The sequence below is a fragment of the Paenibacillus sp. OK060 genome (genome assembly GCF_900101205.1).
Lineage (GTDB): Bacteria > Bacillota > Bacilli > Paenibacillales > Paenibacillaceae > Paenibacillus > Paenibacillus marchantiae.
This window is the reverse complement of the sequence record NZ_FNFR01000005.1, coordinates 560,129-574,641: the sequence shown is the minus strand read 5'-3', so window position 1 is coordinate 574,641 and position 14,513 is coordinate 560,129. Positions and strand designations below refer to the sequence as shown.

Below are 14,513 nucleotides of genomic sequence, written 5' to 3'. Positions count from 1 at the left end.
TGTGACTGAATCACACCTAAGATGGTGTGAAAAAGAGGTGCAAATATTGAGTAGCCTGCAAGTAGCCAAAGCGCTAAATAATAATGTAATTATTGCACAGCATCCTGAACATGGAGAAGTTGTCGTGATTGGTAAAGGCATCGGCTTCAATCGGAAAACGAATGATATTATTCCTCTGATGGCTGTGGAGAAGATGTTCATTTTGAGAAACCAGCAGGAGCAGGAGCAGTATAAACAGCTTCTTCCACAAGTGGATGAAGCATTGATCGAAATTATTAACGAAGTCATTACGTATATTGCAGAACGTACGGACGTTCCTTTAAACGAACATATTCATATCGCACTGACCGACCATATTTCTTTTGCATTAAAACGGAAAGAACAAGGGATTGTTATCCAGAATCCGTTTCTATATGAGACCCGTGAAATTTATCCTGACGAATATCGTATGGGTGAATATGCGGTTCGTTTGATTAAAGAAAAACTGGGCGTAGATCTAGGAATGGATGAAATCGGTTTTATTGCGCTTCACATCTACAGTGCCATGACCAACCAAAATATTTCCCAAGTTCGCGAGCACTCGCAATTGATAACTGATTTGGTGAGCCTGGTGTCCACCCAACTGGATTATTCGTTTGAGACCGAGTCACTGGATTATTCCCGGTTACTGACTCATCTTCGGTTTGCATTAGAGCGTGTCCGTCGGGGAGACAAAGTGGAAGAAATCCACAAATTGGATTCCCTGTTGAAGTTAGAATATCCTGAAATGTACTCGCTTGCATGGAAGCTAACGAAGGTGATGGAAAAAAGGTTGAATCTCCCAGTGTATCCTGCGGAAGTAGGTTATTTGACCATTCATTTGCAGCGCTTGAATCAAAGGAAAGAAGAAGAGAGTAAGTGAAAAAATTCCATCATTGGAATTCTGGTTCGACAAATTTCGTGTAAAGGCTTGCATCGTTTTTGAAGTGGTGCTACAATGGTCTCCGTAATCAAGCAACTGAATAAACACAAACGACGTGTTACTGATTCGATCAGGCATGAGTTATCTAGAGCGTGATTGTTCTTACCTTATACCGGGTATGCTATACCCGAAGGTTGGACCAATTTGCTTTGTTAACTCGTGCCTTTTTTGTTTTCCCTTGCTTGCTTCACAACATAAAAATTTAAAAGAAAGGGTGGATACGACGCAATGTTTAAAAAGCTTTTTGGTGTATTGCAAAGAGTAGGTAAAGCTCTCATGTTGCCCGTAGCGATTCTTCCAGCAGCAGGTTTGTTGCTCGGGATCGGTAACATGCTTGTAAATCCGGATTTTCTGCAATATGCTACAGCGCTAGATACCCCATGGGTAAGCTCGATCGCGACGATTATGATGAATGCGGGTCAGATCGTATTTGATAATCTGGCATTACTGTTCGCTGTCGGTGTAGCCGTCGGGCTGGCCGGAGGCGAAGGGGTCGCAGGTCTTGCGGCCATCATCGGTTACCTGGTCATGAATGTGACTTTGGGTACGGCTGTTGGTGTTACGCCGGCCATGATCGGTGAAGTACCCGGTTATGCCAGCATCTTGGGTATCCCTACATTGAGTACTGGCGTGTTCGGAGGTATTATCATAGGTATTACCGCCGCGCTATGTTACAATCGATTTTTCAAAATCGAACTGCCGTCTTACCTTGGTTTCTTTGCAGGTAAACGCTTTGTCCCAATTATCACTTCAGTCGTTTCCCTCTTAATCGGGTTGCTTCTGGTAATCATCTGGCCTCCGATTCAAAATGGGCTGAATGCTGTATCTCACTTCATGGTAGATACAAGTCCGACATTGTCGGCGTTCATTTTCGGAGTGGTAGAACGGTCACTTATTCCGTTCGGTCTGCATCACATTTTCTATTCACCATTCTGGTTTGAGTTTGGTGAATATGTGAACAAAGCTGGAGATGTCATTCGTGGAGACCAGCAAATCTTCTTCAATCAACTGCGTGATGGTGTGAACCTTACAGCGGGAACGTTCCAAGTTGGTAAATTCCCGTTCATGATGTTCGGTTTGCCAGCTGCGGCGCTTGCGATGTACCATGAAGCAAGACCGGAGCACAAAAAGTATGTTGCAGGGATCATGGGATCAGCTGCGCTGACTTCGTTCCTCACAGGGATTACAGAACCACTGGAGTTCTCATTCCTGTTTGTAGCGCCAATCCTGTTTGCAGTACACTGTATCTTTGCAGGTTTGTCTTTCATGACGATGCAAATTCTTGGAGTCAAAATCGGGATGACATTCTCCGGTGGATTTATTGACTTCCTGATCTTCGGAATTATCCCGAACCGCACGCCGTGGTGGGATGTTATCATCGTAGGTTTGATTCTTGCAGTGATCTACTATTTCGGATTCCGATTGATCATTCGCAAATTCAACCTCAAAACACCAGGACGTGAAGAGTCAACTCCTGAAACTGCTTCGGGCGGTGGAGGCTCAGGTTCAACGGATGATCTGCCTCACAATATTCTTGCTGCATTCGGCGGGCAAGATAATATCAAACATCTGGATGCCTGCATTACTCGTTTGCGGATTGAAGTAAATGAGAAATCCAGTGTAAATAAAGATCGTTTGAAACAATTGGGTGCATCTGGAGTACTTGAAGTGGGTAATAATGTACAGGCCATCTTCGGTACACGTTCAGATACGATTAAATCTCAAATGCAGGATATCATTGCAGGACGGACACCGGCACCAGCTCCAGCAGCTGTGGCTAAGCCAGCTCCTGAACAGGAAAAGGCGCAAGGTGAAAAAGGTGAACGTATTATTGCGGAAGACATCGTTATGCCAGTAAATGGTGAACTGATGGACATCACAAACGTTCCTGATCCGGTCTTTGCTGAGAAAATGACAGGCGATGGCTTTGCTGTTCTGCCTCATGATGGCAAGATTACTTCTCCTGTATATGGTAAGGTGTTTAACGTATTTCCAAGCAAACATGCCGTGGGCATTATGTCTGACGGAGGCAAGGAAGTACTTGTTCATATAGGTGTCAACACGGTGAAGCTGAAAGGTCAGGGCTTTAACGTGCTTGTGCAGGAAGGCGACCTGGTATCGGCAGGACAGCCGATTATGGAAGTGGATCTGGAGTATGTGAAAGCTAATGCTCCGTCGATCATCTCTCCGATCATTTTCACCAACCTGCCAGAAGGCTCGACAGTAACGCTAACGAAAAGTGGGTTACTGAAAATTGGCGATCAGCCGATTATTGAGATAAAATAAGAAGTGTTACGACGATGGCAAGCAAGTGTAAATATATGCAATGCCTAAATTAAATTATTGAAAGTGAGATGATTGTAATGCAACAAACATTCAGAATTACAGACGAAGATGGTATCCACGCACGTCCGGCGACAGCCCTGGTTAATACAGCAAACAAATTCAAAGGTGCAGAATCCTTTGCAGAAGCTAACGGTAAAAAAGTAACTTTGAAATCCATCCTGGGTGTACTTTCCCTTGGTCTGGAACAAGGCGACACCATCAACATCATCGTTGAAGGCGAAGGAGAAGCTGAAGCTCTTCAAGCTCTGACAGACGTTATGGTTAACGAAGGGCTGGGCGAAATTAATGCTTAATGTCTCTGGGATCGCGGCTTCGGCGGGTATTGCTATCGCCAAGGCGTTTATCTTGGAGCATCCCAATTACTCTGTAGAAAAACGCGAAATCAACGACGTTGACGCAGAGATCGCGAAACTCGACTCAGCTCTGGGCAAGTCCCAGGCTGAGCTTGAGGCGATCAAAGAGCGTACTTTACAAGAGCTTGGCGAGAAAAAAGCTGAGATTTTTGCTTCGCATTTGCTCATTCTGAATGACCCGGAACTGATTGATCCGGTTAAAGCGAAAATTGCAGATGATAAGATTAATGCGGAATTCGCATTGAACGAAACAGCAACGCAATTTATCGAAATGTTCGAAAACATGAAGAGTGCTTACCTGCAGGAACGTGCTGCGGATATGCGTGATGTAACCAAACGTGTGCTAAATCACTTGCTTGGTATCGAATTCATGAGTCCTGCTGAGATCAGTGAAGAAGTGATCGTGCTTGCGGAGGATCTTACGCCTTCCGACACGGCTCAACTGAACCGTCAATATGTTAAAGGTTTTGCAACCAATATTGGTGGACGTACTTCTCACTCTGCAATCATGGCTCGTTCGCTTGAAATTCCGGCTGTCGTTGGAACCAAGGACATTCTGGCTCAAGCGAAACAAGGTGACATGATTATCGTTGACGGTTTGGACGGTCACGTACTGGTTAATCCAACGGATGATGTTATTGCTGAGTATCGTTCCAAACAGGAGCAATATGATGCACAACGTGCCGAGTGGAGAAAACTGCGTGATGAGCCAACGGTAACGGTGGACAACGTTCATGTGGAACTGGCAGCCAACATTGGTACACCGAATGATGTTGCTGGTGTTCTGGAGAATGGCGGCGAGGCTGTAGGCCTGTACCGTACCGAGTTCCTGTACATGGGCAGAGACAAGCTTCCTTCCGAGGACATTCAGTATAATGCTTACAAGGCTGTACTGGAAAAAATGGAAGGTAAACCTGTTGTTGTTCGTACACTCGACATCGGTGGAGACAAAGAGCTTCCATATCTGGACCTGCCAAAAGAAATGAATCCATTCCTAGGTTTCCGCGCAGTTCGTCTGTGTCTGGACCGTCTGGACATTTTCCGTACTCAATTGCGTGCATTGCTGCGTGCAAGCGTACATGGTAACCTGCGTGTCATGTTCCCTATGATCGCAACACTTGGTGAATTCCGTGAAGCGAAAGCTGTCTTGCTCGAAGAGAAAGAGAAGCTGGTTGCTGAAGGTATTGCTGTTTCTGACAGCATTCAACTCGGAATCATGGTCGAAATTCCTTCGACTGCAGTTCTGGCGGATCAATTTGCCAAAGAAGTGGATTTCTTCAGTATCGGAACGAACGATCTGATTCAATACACGATGGCTGCTGACCGAATGAACGAACGAGTGGCATATCTGTACCAACCTTACAACCCAGCCATTTTACGTTTGGTTAAAATGGTTATCGATGCAGCGCATCGTGAAGGCAAATGGGTTGGCATGTGTGGTGAGATGGCCGGAGACGAAACAGCAATTCCATTGCTACTCGGTCTCGGACTGGATGAGTTCAGCATGAGCGCAACATCTATTCTGCCAGCTCGCAGTCAGATCACCAAGCTGTCCCGTGCAGACATGCAAGAACTTGCTGCCAAAGCACTCGATATGCAAACGGCTGAACAAGTCGTTGAATTGGTTCAAAGCATTCAAGCGTAATGTAATTTTACGGGGTTTCCACCCGATTTTTAGGGTTTCTTTTTCCGATAAAAAAGCTGCAGTCTTGCAGCGATTTTGCCGGTATCTGTTGTTACAGCAGATACCGGCTTTTTTTGTTTTGGGCCGATATCACTATTCTTCAGAGAAGTTACATTTTTCCGTTTGTATCTTGGTTGAAAATCATTATCATTAAGATATTCGAACAATTCAATCAATGGACATCATGCTGAGGGAGAAAGTAGGGTTACCATGAAGGTCAATGAAAAAAAGGCAGGCAAGATGCTTAAATATAGCAGTATCGATTCGTTTGAAGTGTCCTCGAATGGAGAAATTGTTCATGCAGCGACAGCGGAACACTTCGCTATTCTTTGTATAAGTGGCTCAGGAACTTTGGTATCGAACGAACACATATCCCGATTGAATGAAGGGGAAGTCTATTTGCTGGCTCCTGGACAGAGGTTCAAGCTGGCGGCAGATGAGCAGGCGTTAAAAGGCTGTATGGTCCGTTTCGAAGTATACGAATATGGCGGAGAACAGCAGATGACCGCTACCCATGCTTTCATGGAGGGTTTGTTTTGGTGCAAAGATCCGCATCAACTCGCGCTCTCTTGTGATCGATTGCTTCAACTGGAGGTCGCTGGTGACGAGGAACACTTCAATAGACAGGCCGCATTATACGGTTTGATGACTTCACTTGTTCAAGCGGAGGCCAAGCCGGAAAGCGTTGAGTCTACCGCTTCTGCGATTGCCCGTGTTGCCGATTATATGAATGAACATCTGGATCATGAGTTAAAACGAGATGAATTGTCCAAGCTTGCTGGCCTGAGTCCAGGATATTTTTCGTGGGCATTTCAGCAATATACAGGAAAGACCCCGACGGCCTATCTGATGGATGTCAGAATGAAACGGGCCAAGGAGCTCCTTTTGTCAGGTGATGGTGTAAAAGAGACCGCGGTCCGAGTCGGCTATGAAGATGAATTTTATTTTAGCCGCAGATTCAAACAGAAGATGGGACTTTCGCCTAATGCGTTTGTCAAAAGCCGCAGATATAGTATCGCAAGTGTCTCTGATCCAATCTCGGGCAGTTTACTGGCACTTGGCCTGCTTCCGAAAGCTGCTGCCTTTTATCCAAATCATGAATTATACAACCGAATGACTCGTCTGCATTCTTATGAGCTGGGGGAAGGGCAGATCTGGCAAGAAAATGTGGATCGATTGCGTGCGTCGGAGCCGGAGCTTATTTTCTGCACTGACATTCTGGGCGAGCGGGCGCGAAAAGAGCTGGAGCAGATTGCGCCGACAGTTGCCATCCCTTGGTTATCCGCAGACTGGCGCGAGCAGCTTCGAATGATTGCAGAAGTCATGGAGCATCGGGCAGAGGCGGAGGTGTGGCTGTCAGAATATGATGGCAAGGCGGAAGCGGTCTACCGCAAAGTAAGACGTAACATCGGTGGAGCTACCGTCAACATATGGCGTATCACGGATTCGGAATATCGGATATATGGCAAACGCAATGCTGGCGCGGTCCTTTATGATGATTTTAGATTGGCAGCTACGCATCGTCTCGATGACATCAATGTTTTTGAATCGGTGACTAAAGAAGCTCTGGAAAAATACGACGCAGATATGCTGATTATCATGGTAGATTCCACACAGCAGGCGGCCCGGGAATGGAAGGCGCTTCAGGCCAGTGAGCAGTGGCATCGTTTGACAGCGGTTCGGCATGGACATGTGTACGAGGTGGGGACAGAAAAATTGTTTGAGTATTCAGCTTGGTCGCATGATCGGGCGCTATCCTATTTTATGCGGTTATTTGGCTGACTAAAGTCCAGTTCACTCCGTTTATATATCCATGTTTAGCTGAAGCAATGAATGATATGATACGTATTGAGAAAGAAAATCATTATCAGTGTAAAGAGGAGGTGACATTCCATTTCTGGAAAGCCGCCTTGGAATCTAGAGCAATTGTTTAAAGCACCTCGATTATACCCGGTTTCCGAAGATCAACATACCGGCGTACATGCTTGCTTCTATGAGGGTGTGTCATATAAAGGTCGTGCTACTCGCATATTTGGCTACTACGGCATCCCGCGTCCGGTCTCTCCTAACGAGGAAGTTCCCGCGGTAATTTTGGTTCACGGTGGTGCGGGAACAGCTTTTAGCAGTTGGGTGAAAGAATGGATGGCACGAGGGTATGCTGCGATAGCCATGGATCTGGAAGGGCATGTTCCATTCGGGGATGAGGAGCACACCGAACGGATGGAATGGCCTTCACATTCATGGAGTGGTCCTGAGAAACAGGGTGTATTTGCAGATTACGAACAGCCTGTTGAAGATCAATGGATGTATCATGCCGTAGCCGCTGTAATATTGGCTCATTCATTGCTCCGCTCTTTTCCGGGTGTAGACAAGCAGAGCATAGGTATAACAGGAATTTCATGGGGAGGCATCATCACAAGTTTGGTTGCGGGGTTAGACACCAGGCTTTCTTTTGCCATGCCCGTTTATGGCTGTGGGTATTTGCATGAACCGGGTTCCTATTATGGGCTTAGCTTTGCATCGATGCCGGAGGCAGAGGCAGAACGTGTTCGTCTATTATGGGATCCATCCACATATCTGTCGGAAAGCAGCTTGCCGATGTTATGGCTTAACGGTAGTAATGATACCCATTTTCCGTTGACCATATTTAACAAGTCTTTTGAGCAGCATCTGGAGTGCCATCCGAACAACAAAAGCAGACTAAGCCTTCATCCGGGTCTTGGACATTCTTATAAGGAGGCATGGGCATGCGAGGGGGTCTTCGCTTTTGCAGACAGTATCGTTAAAGCGAAACCTGCGCTTATTGAAATATGTGAGGAGAAGCACGAGGACGGTTGGTTTGTCGTTCGGTATGATTCATGCCTTCCTGTCCTGGAGGCCAATCTTTATTGGTGCGTGGATGATCGCAATTGGAGAACCGCAAGATGGGAGTCCATCCCTGCTTCGTTGGATACAACGAACTGCAAAGCGCTCATACGTCTTCCACAGCATGGAAGTTCGTTTTTTATGAATCTAAGAAATGAAAAGGGCTGGATCACAAGCACACGTGTAATGAGAAATGAGAGAACGGCAGAAGACAAAATAACAGAATAACGAATGAATAAGGGGATCTGTAGAAAATGAAACAACGAAATCAACGCTACTTCACGTTAACAGCAGTTTTGCTTGCGGTGCTATTATTGATTGTGGCCTGTGGCAACAAAGAGAAGTCAGGTTCGTCTGAGGCAGAACCGACGAAACAGGAACAAGCGGCTTCGGAAGAGTCCCAAGATGCCACGTTTACATTTAAGGATACAAATGGTGAGCAGACATTACCACAAAAGCCAGAAAATATCGCTTCCACAGTGACATATTTGACGGATCACCTGATTGCACTTGGCATGACGCCACAAGCTACAGTAAAATCACAGAACGAAGATTTTCCGTTATATTTGAAGCCATTCTTGAATGATGTGGCTATCATCGGTGATCAAGGTAAGGTCAGTGTAGAGAAAATGCTCTCTCTTGGACCAGATCTGATTGTGACGGATACGAACAGCAAAGAGCAATACGAGAATTATGCCAAAATTGCTCCAACGGCCATGCTTGAGAATGGATATGTGGCACCTGATTGGCAGACGGCATTTCGAGCTACCGCGGCGGCCTTTGGTCTGAACGAAAAGGCAGAAGAAGTGATAAAAACCTATGAAACGCATAAAGCTGAGGCGATCCAAAAAGTTCACGCCAAAGCAGAGGGTAAGACACTCATGGTATTGCGGATAAGAAATGATATTCGGTATTACGGAGACATGGACTACAAATGGCTTTATGATGATTTCGGTTTCTCCAGACCGGCTGTTTTCCCCGTGACAAGCGCTGAAAGTCGCTATGAAGTATTGTCTAATGAAAAGTTGCCAGAAATCGATCCGGATTACATTATCCTTATCAATGATAATGAAGAGATCTATAACAATCTGCAGACCTTGGGGATTTGGAAAAACATGAAGGCTGTTAAAAATAATCAGGTATTCCAGGTGGCTTCAGATTCGTGGTTTGGCGGGTATGGACCCAATGCGGCTACTTCCATGCTGGATGACCTGAATCGTTTGTTCGGCGAATGATGAATGACCGGATTCGTGAGGAACTGGGGAAGCACTTTAATCTTGTACAGGAACTGAATGGTGTACCCGTGGCATCGCTATGTGGAGAATCTATTGTTGATCCGGAGGCAATGAGAAGCTTTTTGTCCGCCTATCAACAGTTAATCGAGGGACAGGATCTAACGGTTGCCGCAGCCTATTTCACCAGTTGGTTCGGGGATGTGGCAGCTGCGCTGCAATATACCGTATCCGTCCATGATTCAGCTCCGAATTTTTCGCTAGCCAATCTGAGTATACATTTGATGAAGGAAACCGGGTATACACGAATTGCTTTTCAACTTGAGAACATGGATGTCACTCTCGCTCCGAAGGATTCGGAGGAAAGAACGGTCTGGCTTGAAGCAGAATTAAGACGTTTTTACAGTCAGACTGCACGTCCCCTCATGGAGTGTTTGTCCAAAGCTTCTGGGTTGCATGTCAGCATGTTGTGGGGGCAGTTGCCAACGGCTCTGCAAAACTACAGGGAGAATATTCATAATACGTATCAAGACGATGAAGCTCTCTTGCGTCAGTTTGCCGCTGATGAACTGGTGCTGCAAAATGGTCTGGAAGCTGATGTATTTGGTCTGGCCAAGAATCCGCTTCGTGTCAGGGTTCGGATGATTGATCATCCGCTGGAGCCTACGAAGAGACTTGCGATCAAAAACGTCTGTTGCTTGCAATATTTACGACAAGGTCGCTCCTATTGTTACACCTGTCCGCGATTGGGCAAGAAGGAACGGGCCAATTGGAAGCCCTAGACCGGAGAAGATAAAATAAAGCTGACAGGTTAATAAGCAATAAAGAAAACAGCCGCGCAGAAAGCAAAATGCGGCTGTTTTTGGCATTTATTAATGATTATCAACGACTGAATATGTTTTCATTAGTTTATTAGAGGTTAGCTTTTAACTGCAAGCACAGTTCAGTACAGGTTTACGGGCTGCTGTTGTTTCATCCAGACGGGTAACCGGTGTGCCGTAAGGGGCATTGAGTACCAGTTCAGGCGTTTCTTCTGCTTCCTTGGCAATGCGAATCATCGTATCGACAAACCCATCAAGGGTTTCTTTGCTCTCGGTTTCGGTTGGTTCGATCATGATGCACTCCTCGACGTTCAGCGGGAAGTACACGGTTGGCGGGTGATACCCAAAATCAAGCAATCGTTTGGCAACATCCAGTGTACGTACACCATACTGTTTCAACCCCCGGCCAGACATAACGAATTCATGTTTGCACACGCCTGGATACGGAATCTCGTAGTAAGGTGCGAGACGGGCCATCATGTAGTTGGCGTTGAGCACCGCACATTCAGATACCCGGCGTAAGCCTTCAGGTCCATAAGTACGAATGTAGGCATAGGCGCGGACCAGAATACCGAAGTTACCATAGTAAGCTTTGACCCGGCCAATGGATTGATCACCTTCGCGATCCAATGCATATATACCCTCATCATTTTTGATGACCATCGGTTTCGGCAGAAATGGAATCAAGCGGCTCTTCACACCAACCGGGCCGGCACCAGGTCCACCTCCGCCGTGCGGAGTACTCATCGTTTTATGCAAGTTCAGATGCACCACGTCGAAGCCCATATCGCCAGGTCGGGTGATGCCCATAATGGCATTGGAGTTGGCTCCATCGTAGTACAGCAAGCCACCTGCCTGATGCACAATGGAGGCAATCTCCTGAATGTCTTTTTCAAAGAGTCCGAGTGTATTCGGGTTAGTCAGCATGAGCGCTGCGGTGTCCGAACCAACAGCTGCGCGAAGTGCGTCAAGATCTACCAGACCGTCTGCGCGGGAAGGAATCGTTACCGTTTCGAAACCTGCTACGGTTGCACTTGCCGGGTTGGTCCCATGAGAAGAATCGGGTACGATGACTTTCGTACGCCGTTCACCACGACCTTCGTGGTAAGCACGGATCATCATGAGCCCGGTCCATTCGCCATGTGCACCAGCGGCCGGTTGCAGCGTAACGGCGTCCATCCCGGTAAGTCCGGCAAGGTCATTTTGCAACGTGTAGAGCAGTTCAAGTGCACCTTGAATGCTGGATTCATGCTGATATGGATGAATTTTGGCGAACCCGTTGTAACGGGCCACATCCTCATTAATCTTCGGATTATATTTCATCGTACAAGAGCCCAGCGGATAGAATCCGTTATCTATCCCGAAATTACGACGAGACAGGGCAGTGTAATGGCGAATGACGTCAACTTCAAAAACCTCAGGCAATGCTGCTGCTTCCGACCGAAGCATTTCCCGGGGAATCAGGGAATCCACAGCTTGACGGGGAACGTCGCATTCGGGCAACGAATAAGCGACCCGACCCGGACTGCTGAGTTCAAAAATCAACGATTGCTCCGGTGCTGGAGAGGCAGCCTGGTTAGTGTCTGTTGTGATAGTTTCAGGTTGGCCCGAAGTGGAGATAGAGGTTACCGTTTCCGATTGTCCTTGTGCTGATGTCGTCGTAGTTGTCTTTGTTGTCGTTTCCTGAGTCACAGCGATCCCTCCAATACACGTGCGAATTCGTCGATCTCTTCCTTGCTGCGTCGTTCAGTAACTGCAATCAGCATATGTCCGGCGAGCTCGGGATAATCACGGCCAAGTTCATACCCGCCAATGAAACCTGCATCGAGCAATTTCAGTTGCAGTGGTTCCACATTTGTTCCTTCAGGCAGTTGGATAACAAACTCATTGAACGTAGGGGCGGTAAACGTAAGAGAGACGCCTGGAATTGCGGTAAACGTATTAAGGGCATAATGGCTCTTTTGCAAATTCAAATCAGCAACGTCGATCATGCCTTGTTTACCCATAATGGACATATATACAGAGGCGCTCAGCGCGAGCAACGCCTGGTTGGAACAGATGTTGGACGTCGCCTTTTCACGGCGGATATGCTGTTCCCGTGCTTGCAGCGTGAGTACAAAACCACGCTTGCCGTTGCGGTCCGTTGTCTGGCCTACAATTCGGCCAGGAATTCGGCGCATATGAGCCTGGGATACGGCGAAGTATCCGCATGTTGGGCCGCCGAGTGAAGCGGCGATGCCAAGGGGCTGCGCGTCGCCAACGACGATGTCAGCACCCAGCTTGCCTGGGGCTTCCAGCAGACCCAGCGATAGCGGGTTGGCGCTGACCACGAGCAGGCTCTTGTGCGCATGCGCAAGGTCTGCGGCCTGTTTTACATTTTCCACGGCGCCGAAGAAGTTCGGGCTTTGAATCATGACGGCTGCGGTGTCATCGGACACGGCGGCTTGCAGGGCATCCCAGTCTGTTACACCATTTTGATATCCAATCTCAACAATCTCCAGATTGAGGCCGTGAGCATAAGCTTGCAATACCTGACGGGATTCGGGGTGCACGGTACGTGACACAATCAGCTGTTTGCGGCGGGTTGCCGCTGCGGCCAGATTGCCTGCTTCCGCAAATGCAGTTGCACCATCGTACATGCTGGCATTGGCTACAGCCATGCCTGTCAACTCACAGATGTAGGATTGAAACTCGAAAATCGCCTGCAATTCTCCTTGGCTGATCTCGGGTTGATAGGGTGTATAGGCTGTATAGAACTCGGAACGGGAAATTACATGATTAATGACGGAGGGAACGTGGTGATCATAAATGCCTGCACCCAGGAAACTGGCGTGTGTCTCGAAGTTGGCATTCGCTGCCGCTTGCTTCGACATATGACGTGTCAGTGCGTATTCATCCAGTTTGGAGGAAACAGGCAGTTCGCCCTGATAGCGAATCTCCTGTGGAATGTCATGGAACAGATCCTCAATCGTTTCCACGCCGATGGTTGCCAGCATGGCACTCTGATCCTGCTCGGTCATGGGAATGTAGCGATGCTTGCTCATGCTTGATCAGCTCCTTGAGTAGGTGTCTTTGGCGCACGTGTCCGTTTATGAAAAGGGGTCTTCACGACCTCGGCTTTCAGTTTCTTGCCACGAATCTCAATCTCCAGCGGGGTACCCAGTGCAGCATATTTGCTGTCAATCAAGGCCAGACCCAGATTACGTTTTAACGTAGGCGACTGGGTGCCTGTGGTTACTTCACCAATCTGTACGCCTTCGGCGTAAATGGGATAATGAGGGCGAGGGATGCCGCGCTCCAGCACTTCGATGCCGACCAGCTTGCGGGCAGGCCCATCATTTTTTTGCTGCAACAGGGCTTCATGTCCGATAAACGGTCCTGCATTTAGCTTCACAAACATACCTACGCCAGCCTCCAGCGGTGAGATGGTTGCAGACAATTCCTGTCCATACAGGGGCAGCTTGGCTTCAAAGCGCAGCGTATCCCTGGCACCCAGTCCTGTCGGAACGAGTCCGTGACCTTCTCCCGCTTGCATCAATCCGTTCCAGACCTCAGCAGCTTGTTCCGCGGGAACGTAGAGCTCAAAGCCATCTTCACCCGTATATCCGGTGCGGGATAACAGCAATGAAACGCCACATACCTTCGCATTTGCCACAAAGCGGAAAGGCTCAATCGAAGACACATCAGTGTCTGTCACCGCTCTGAGAATATCCACTGCCAGCGGACCCTGCAGAGCAAGCAGCGCCGTTTGATCCGAATCATTGGTCATCGTTACGCCTGGCGTCATGTGCTGTTGCAGCCATGCCCAGTCCTTGTCGATGTTGGAGGCGTTAACCACCAGCATATAATGCTGGTCTTTCAGTTTATAGATCAGCAGATCATCGACCACGCCGCCATCCGGATAACACATTAACGTGTATTGGGCCTGACCGGGAACGAGTGTTGTTACATCATTAGTGGTCATGTGCTGTAAAAAAGCTTCTGCGTGTTCACCTTGTACGGTGAATTCACCCATGTGAGATACATCAAATAATCCGGCACGTTCTCGCACCGCTTCATGCTCTTTCTGAATTCCACTGAATTGTACCGGGAGCTCCCAGCCACCAAAATCAATGCATCGTACGCCTTCATATTGCTGATAGAGTGGAAAGAGTGGGGTTCTAAGCAAATCGGACATCCAATCACCTCGTCATGGGCCGTCAACCGGCCGAGTGTATAACCGTGGATCAATGAATCTGGCATCATATTTTA

At 47.7% G+C, this 14,513-nt stretch carries 11 protein-coding genes; 8 read left to right on the top strand and 3 right to left on the bottom strand.

Annotation, left to right across the window (positions count from 1 at the left end):
- Nucleotides 1–46: 46 nt before the first annotated feature.
- The 8 genes from glcT (at nucleotide 47) to BLS14_RS21115 (ending at nucleotide 10,223) form a co-directional block, all read left to right on the top strand.
- Entirely contained in the window at nucleotides 47–901 is an 855-nt protein-coding gene (gene glcT, locus BLS14_RS21155; protein WP_063566872.1) for a glucose PTS transporter transcription antiterminator GlcT, read from the top strand.
- Between the two features lie 288 nt (nucleotides 902–1,189).
- Nucleotides 1,190–3,247 (top strand): glucose-specific PTS transporter subunit IIBC, encoded by a 2,058-nt coding sequence (ptsG, locus tag BLS14_RS21150; protein ID WP_090953802.1) that lies wholly within the window; start codon nucleotides 1,190–1,192, stop codon nucleotides 3,245–3,247.
- Nucleotides 3,248–3,324: 77 nt separating this feature from the next.
- Nucleotides 3,325–3,600 carry an HPr family phosphocarrier protein gene (locus tag BLS14_RS21145; RefSeq protein ID WP_024633102.1) on the top strand — a complete coding sequence of 92 codons (276 nt, stop codon included), beginning with the start codon at nucleotides 3,325–3,327 and terminating at the stop codon, nucleotides 3,598–3,600.
- A complete protein-coding gene (gene ptsP / locus BLS14_RS21140) occupies nucleotides 3,593–5,305 on the top strand; it encodes a phosphoenolpyruvate--protein phosphotransferase (RefSeq protein WP_063566874.1) in 1,713 nt (570 codons plus the stop codon). The genes BLS14_RS21145 and ptsP overlap by 8 nt, the downstream gene beginning before the upstream one ends.
- Nucleotides 5,306–5,554: 249 nt before the next feature.
- Nucleotides 5,555–7,126, top strand: a complete 1,572-nt coding sequence (locus BLS14_RS21130; RefSeq protein ID WP_063566876.1) for a helix-turn-helix domain-containing protein — start codon at nucleotides 5,555–5,557, stop codon at nucleotides 7,124–7,126.
- A gap of 219 nt (nucleotides 7,127–7,345) precedes the next feature.
- Nucleotides 7,346–8,437: an alpha/beta hydrolase family protein gene (locus BLS14_RS21125; RefSeq protein ID WP_176854662.1), complete on the top strand. Its 1,092-nt coding sequence runs from the start codon at nucleotides 7,346–7,348 to the stop codon at nucleotides 8,435–8,437.
- A gap of 26 nt (nucleotides 8,438–8,463) precedes the next feature.
- Entirely contained in the window at nucleotides 8,464–9,444 is a 981-nt protein-coding gene (locus tag BLS14_RS21120; RefSeq protein WP_090809516.1) for an ABC transporter substrate-binding protein, read from the top strand.
- Nucleotides 9,444–10,223: a hypothetical protein gene (locus BLS14_RS21115; protein WP_090953796.1), complete on the top strand. Its 780-nt coding sequence runs from the start codon at nucleotides 9,444–9,446 to the stop codon at nucleotides 10,221–10,223. Before BLS14_RS21120 ends, BLS14_RS21115 begins: the two co-directional genes overlap by 1 nt.
- A 144-nt stretch (nucleotides 10,224–10,367) precedes the next feature.
- On the opposite strand, the gene gcvPB is transcribed toward BLS14_RS21115, so the two are convergent.
- From gcvPB to gcvT, 3 genes are all read right to left on the bottom strand, one after another.
- Nucleotides 10,368–11,855 (bottom strand): aminomethyl-transferring glycine dehydrogenase subunit GcvPB, encoded by a 1,488-nt coding sequence (gene gcvPB / locus BLS14_RS21110; RefSeq protein WP_072734812.1) that lies wholly within the window; start codon nucleotides 11,853–11,855, stop codon nucleotides 10,368–10,370.
- 95 nt (nucleotides 11,856–11,950) lie between these two features.
- On the bottom strand, nucleotides 11,951–13,306 hold the full coding sequence (gcvPA, locus tag BLS14_RS21105; RefSeq protein ID WP_063566880.1) for an aminomethyl-transferring glycine dehydrogenase subunit GcvPA: 1,356 nt from the start codon (nucleotides 13,304–13,306) through the stop codon (nucleotides 11,951–11,953).
- Complete coding sequence (gene gcvT, locus BLS14_RS21100; RefSeq protein WP_090809522.1) at nucleotides 13,303–14,439, bottom strand: glycine cleavage system aminomethyltransferase GcvT; 1,137 nt, start codon at nucleotides 14,437–14,439, stop codon at nucleotides 13,303–13,305. Before gcvT ends, gcvPA begins: the two co-directional genes overlap by 4 nt.
- Between the last annotated feature and the right edge of the window lie 74 nt (nucleotides 14,440–14,513).

What these genes read in the sequence shown, in the direction of transcription:
- ptsG (WP_090953802.1), top strand. Translation starts at nt 1,190, where the DNA reads ATGTTTAAAAAGCTTTTTGGTGTATTGCAAAGAGTAGGTAAAGCTCTC.
- BLS14_RS21145 (WP_024633102.1), top strand. Translation starts at nt 3,325, where the DNA reads ATGCAACAAACATTCAGAATTACAGACGAAGATGGTATCCACGCACGT.
- ptsP (WP_063566874.1), top strand. Translation starts at nt 3,593, where the DNA reads ATGCTTAATGTCTCTGGGATCGCGGCTTCGGCGGGTATTGCTATCGCC.
- BLS14_RS21130 (WP_063566876.1), top strand. Translation starts at nt 5,555, where the DNA reads ATGAAGGTCAATGAAAAAAAGGCAGGCAAGATGCTTAAATATAGCAGT.
- BLS14_RS21120 (WP_090809516.1), top strand. Translation starts at nt 8,464, where the DNA reads ATGAAACAACGAAATCAACGCTACTTCACGTTAACAGCAGTTTTGCTT.
- BLS14_RS21115 (WP_090953796.1), top strand. Translation starts at nt 9,444, where the DNA reads ATGAATGACCGGATTCGTGAGGAACTGGGGAAGCACTTTAATCTTGTA.
- gcvPA (WP_063566880.1), bottom strand. Translation starts at nt 13,306, where the DNA reads ATGAGCAAGCATCGCTACATTCCCATGACCGAGCAGGATCAGAGTGCC.
- gcvT (WP_090809522.1), bottom strand. Translation starts at nt 14,439, where the DNA reads ATGTCCGATTTGCTTAGAACCCCACTCTTTCCACTCTATCAGCAATAT.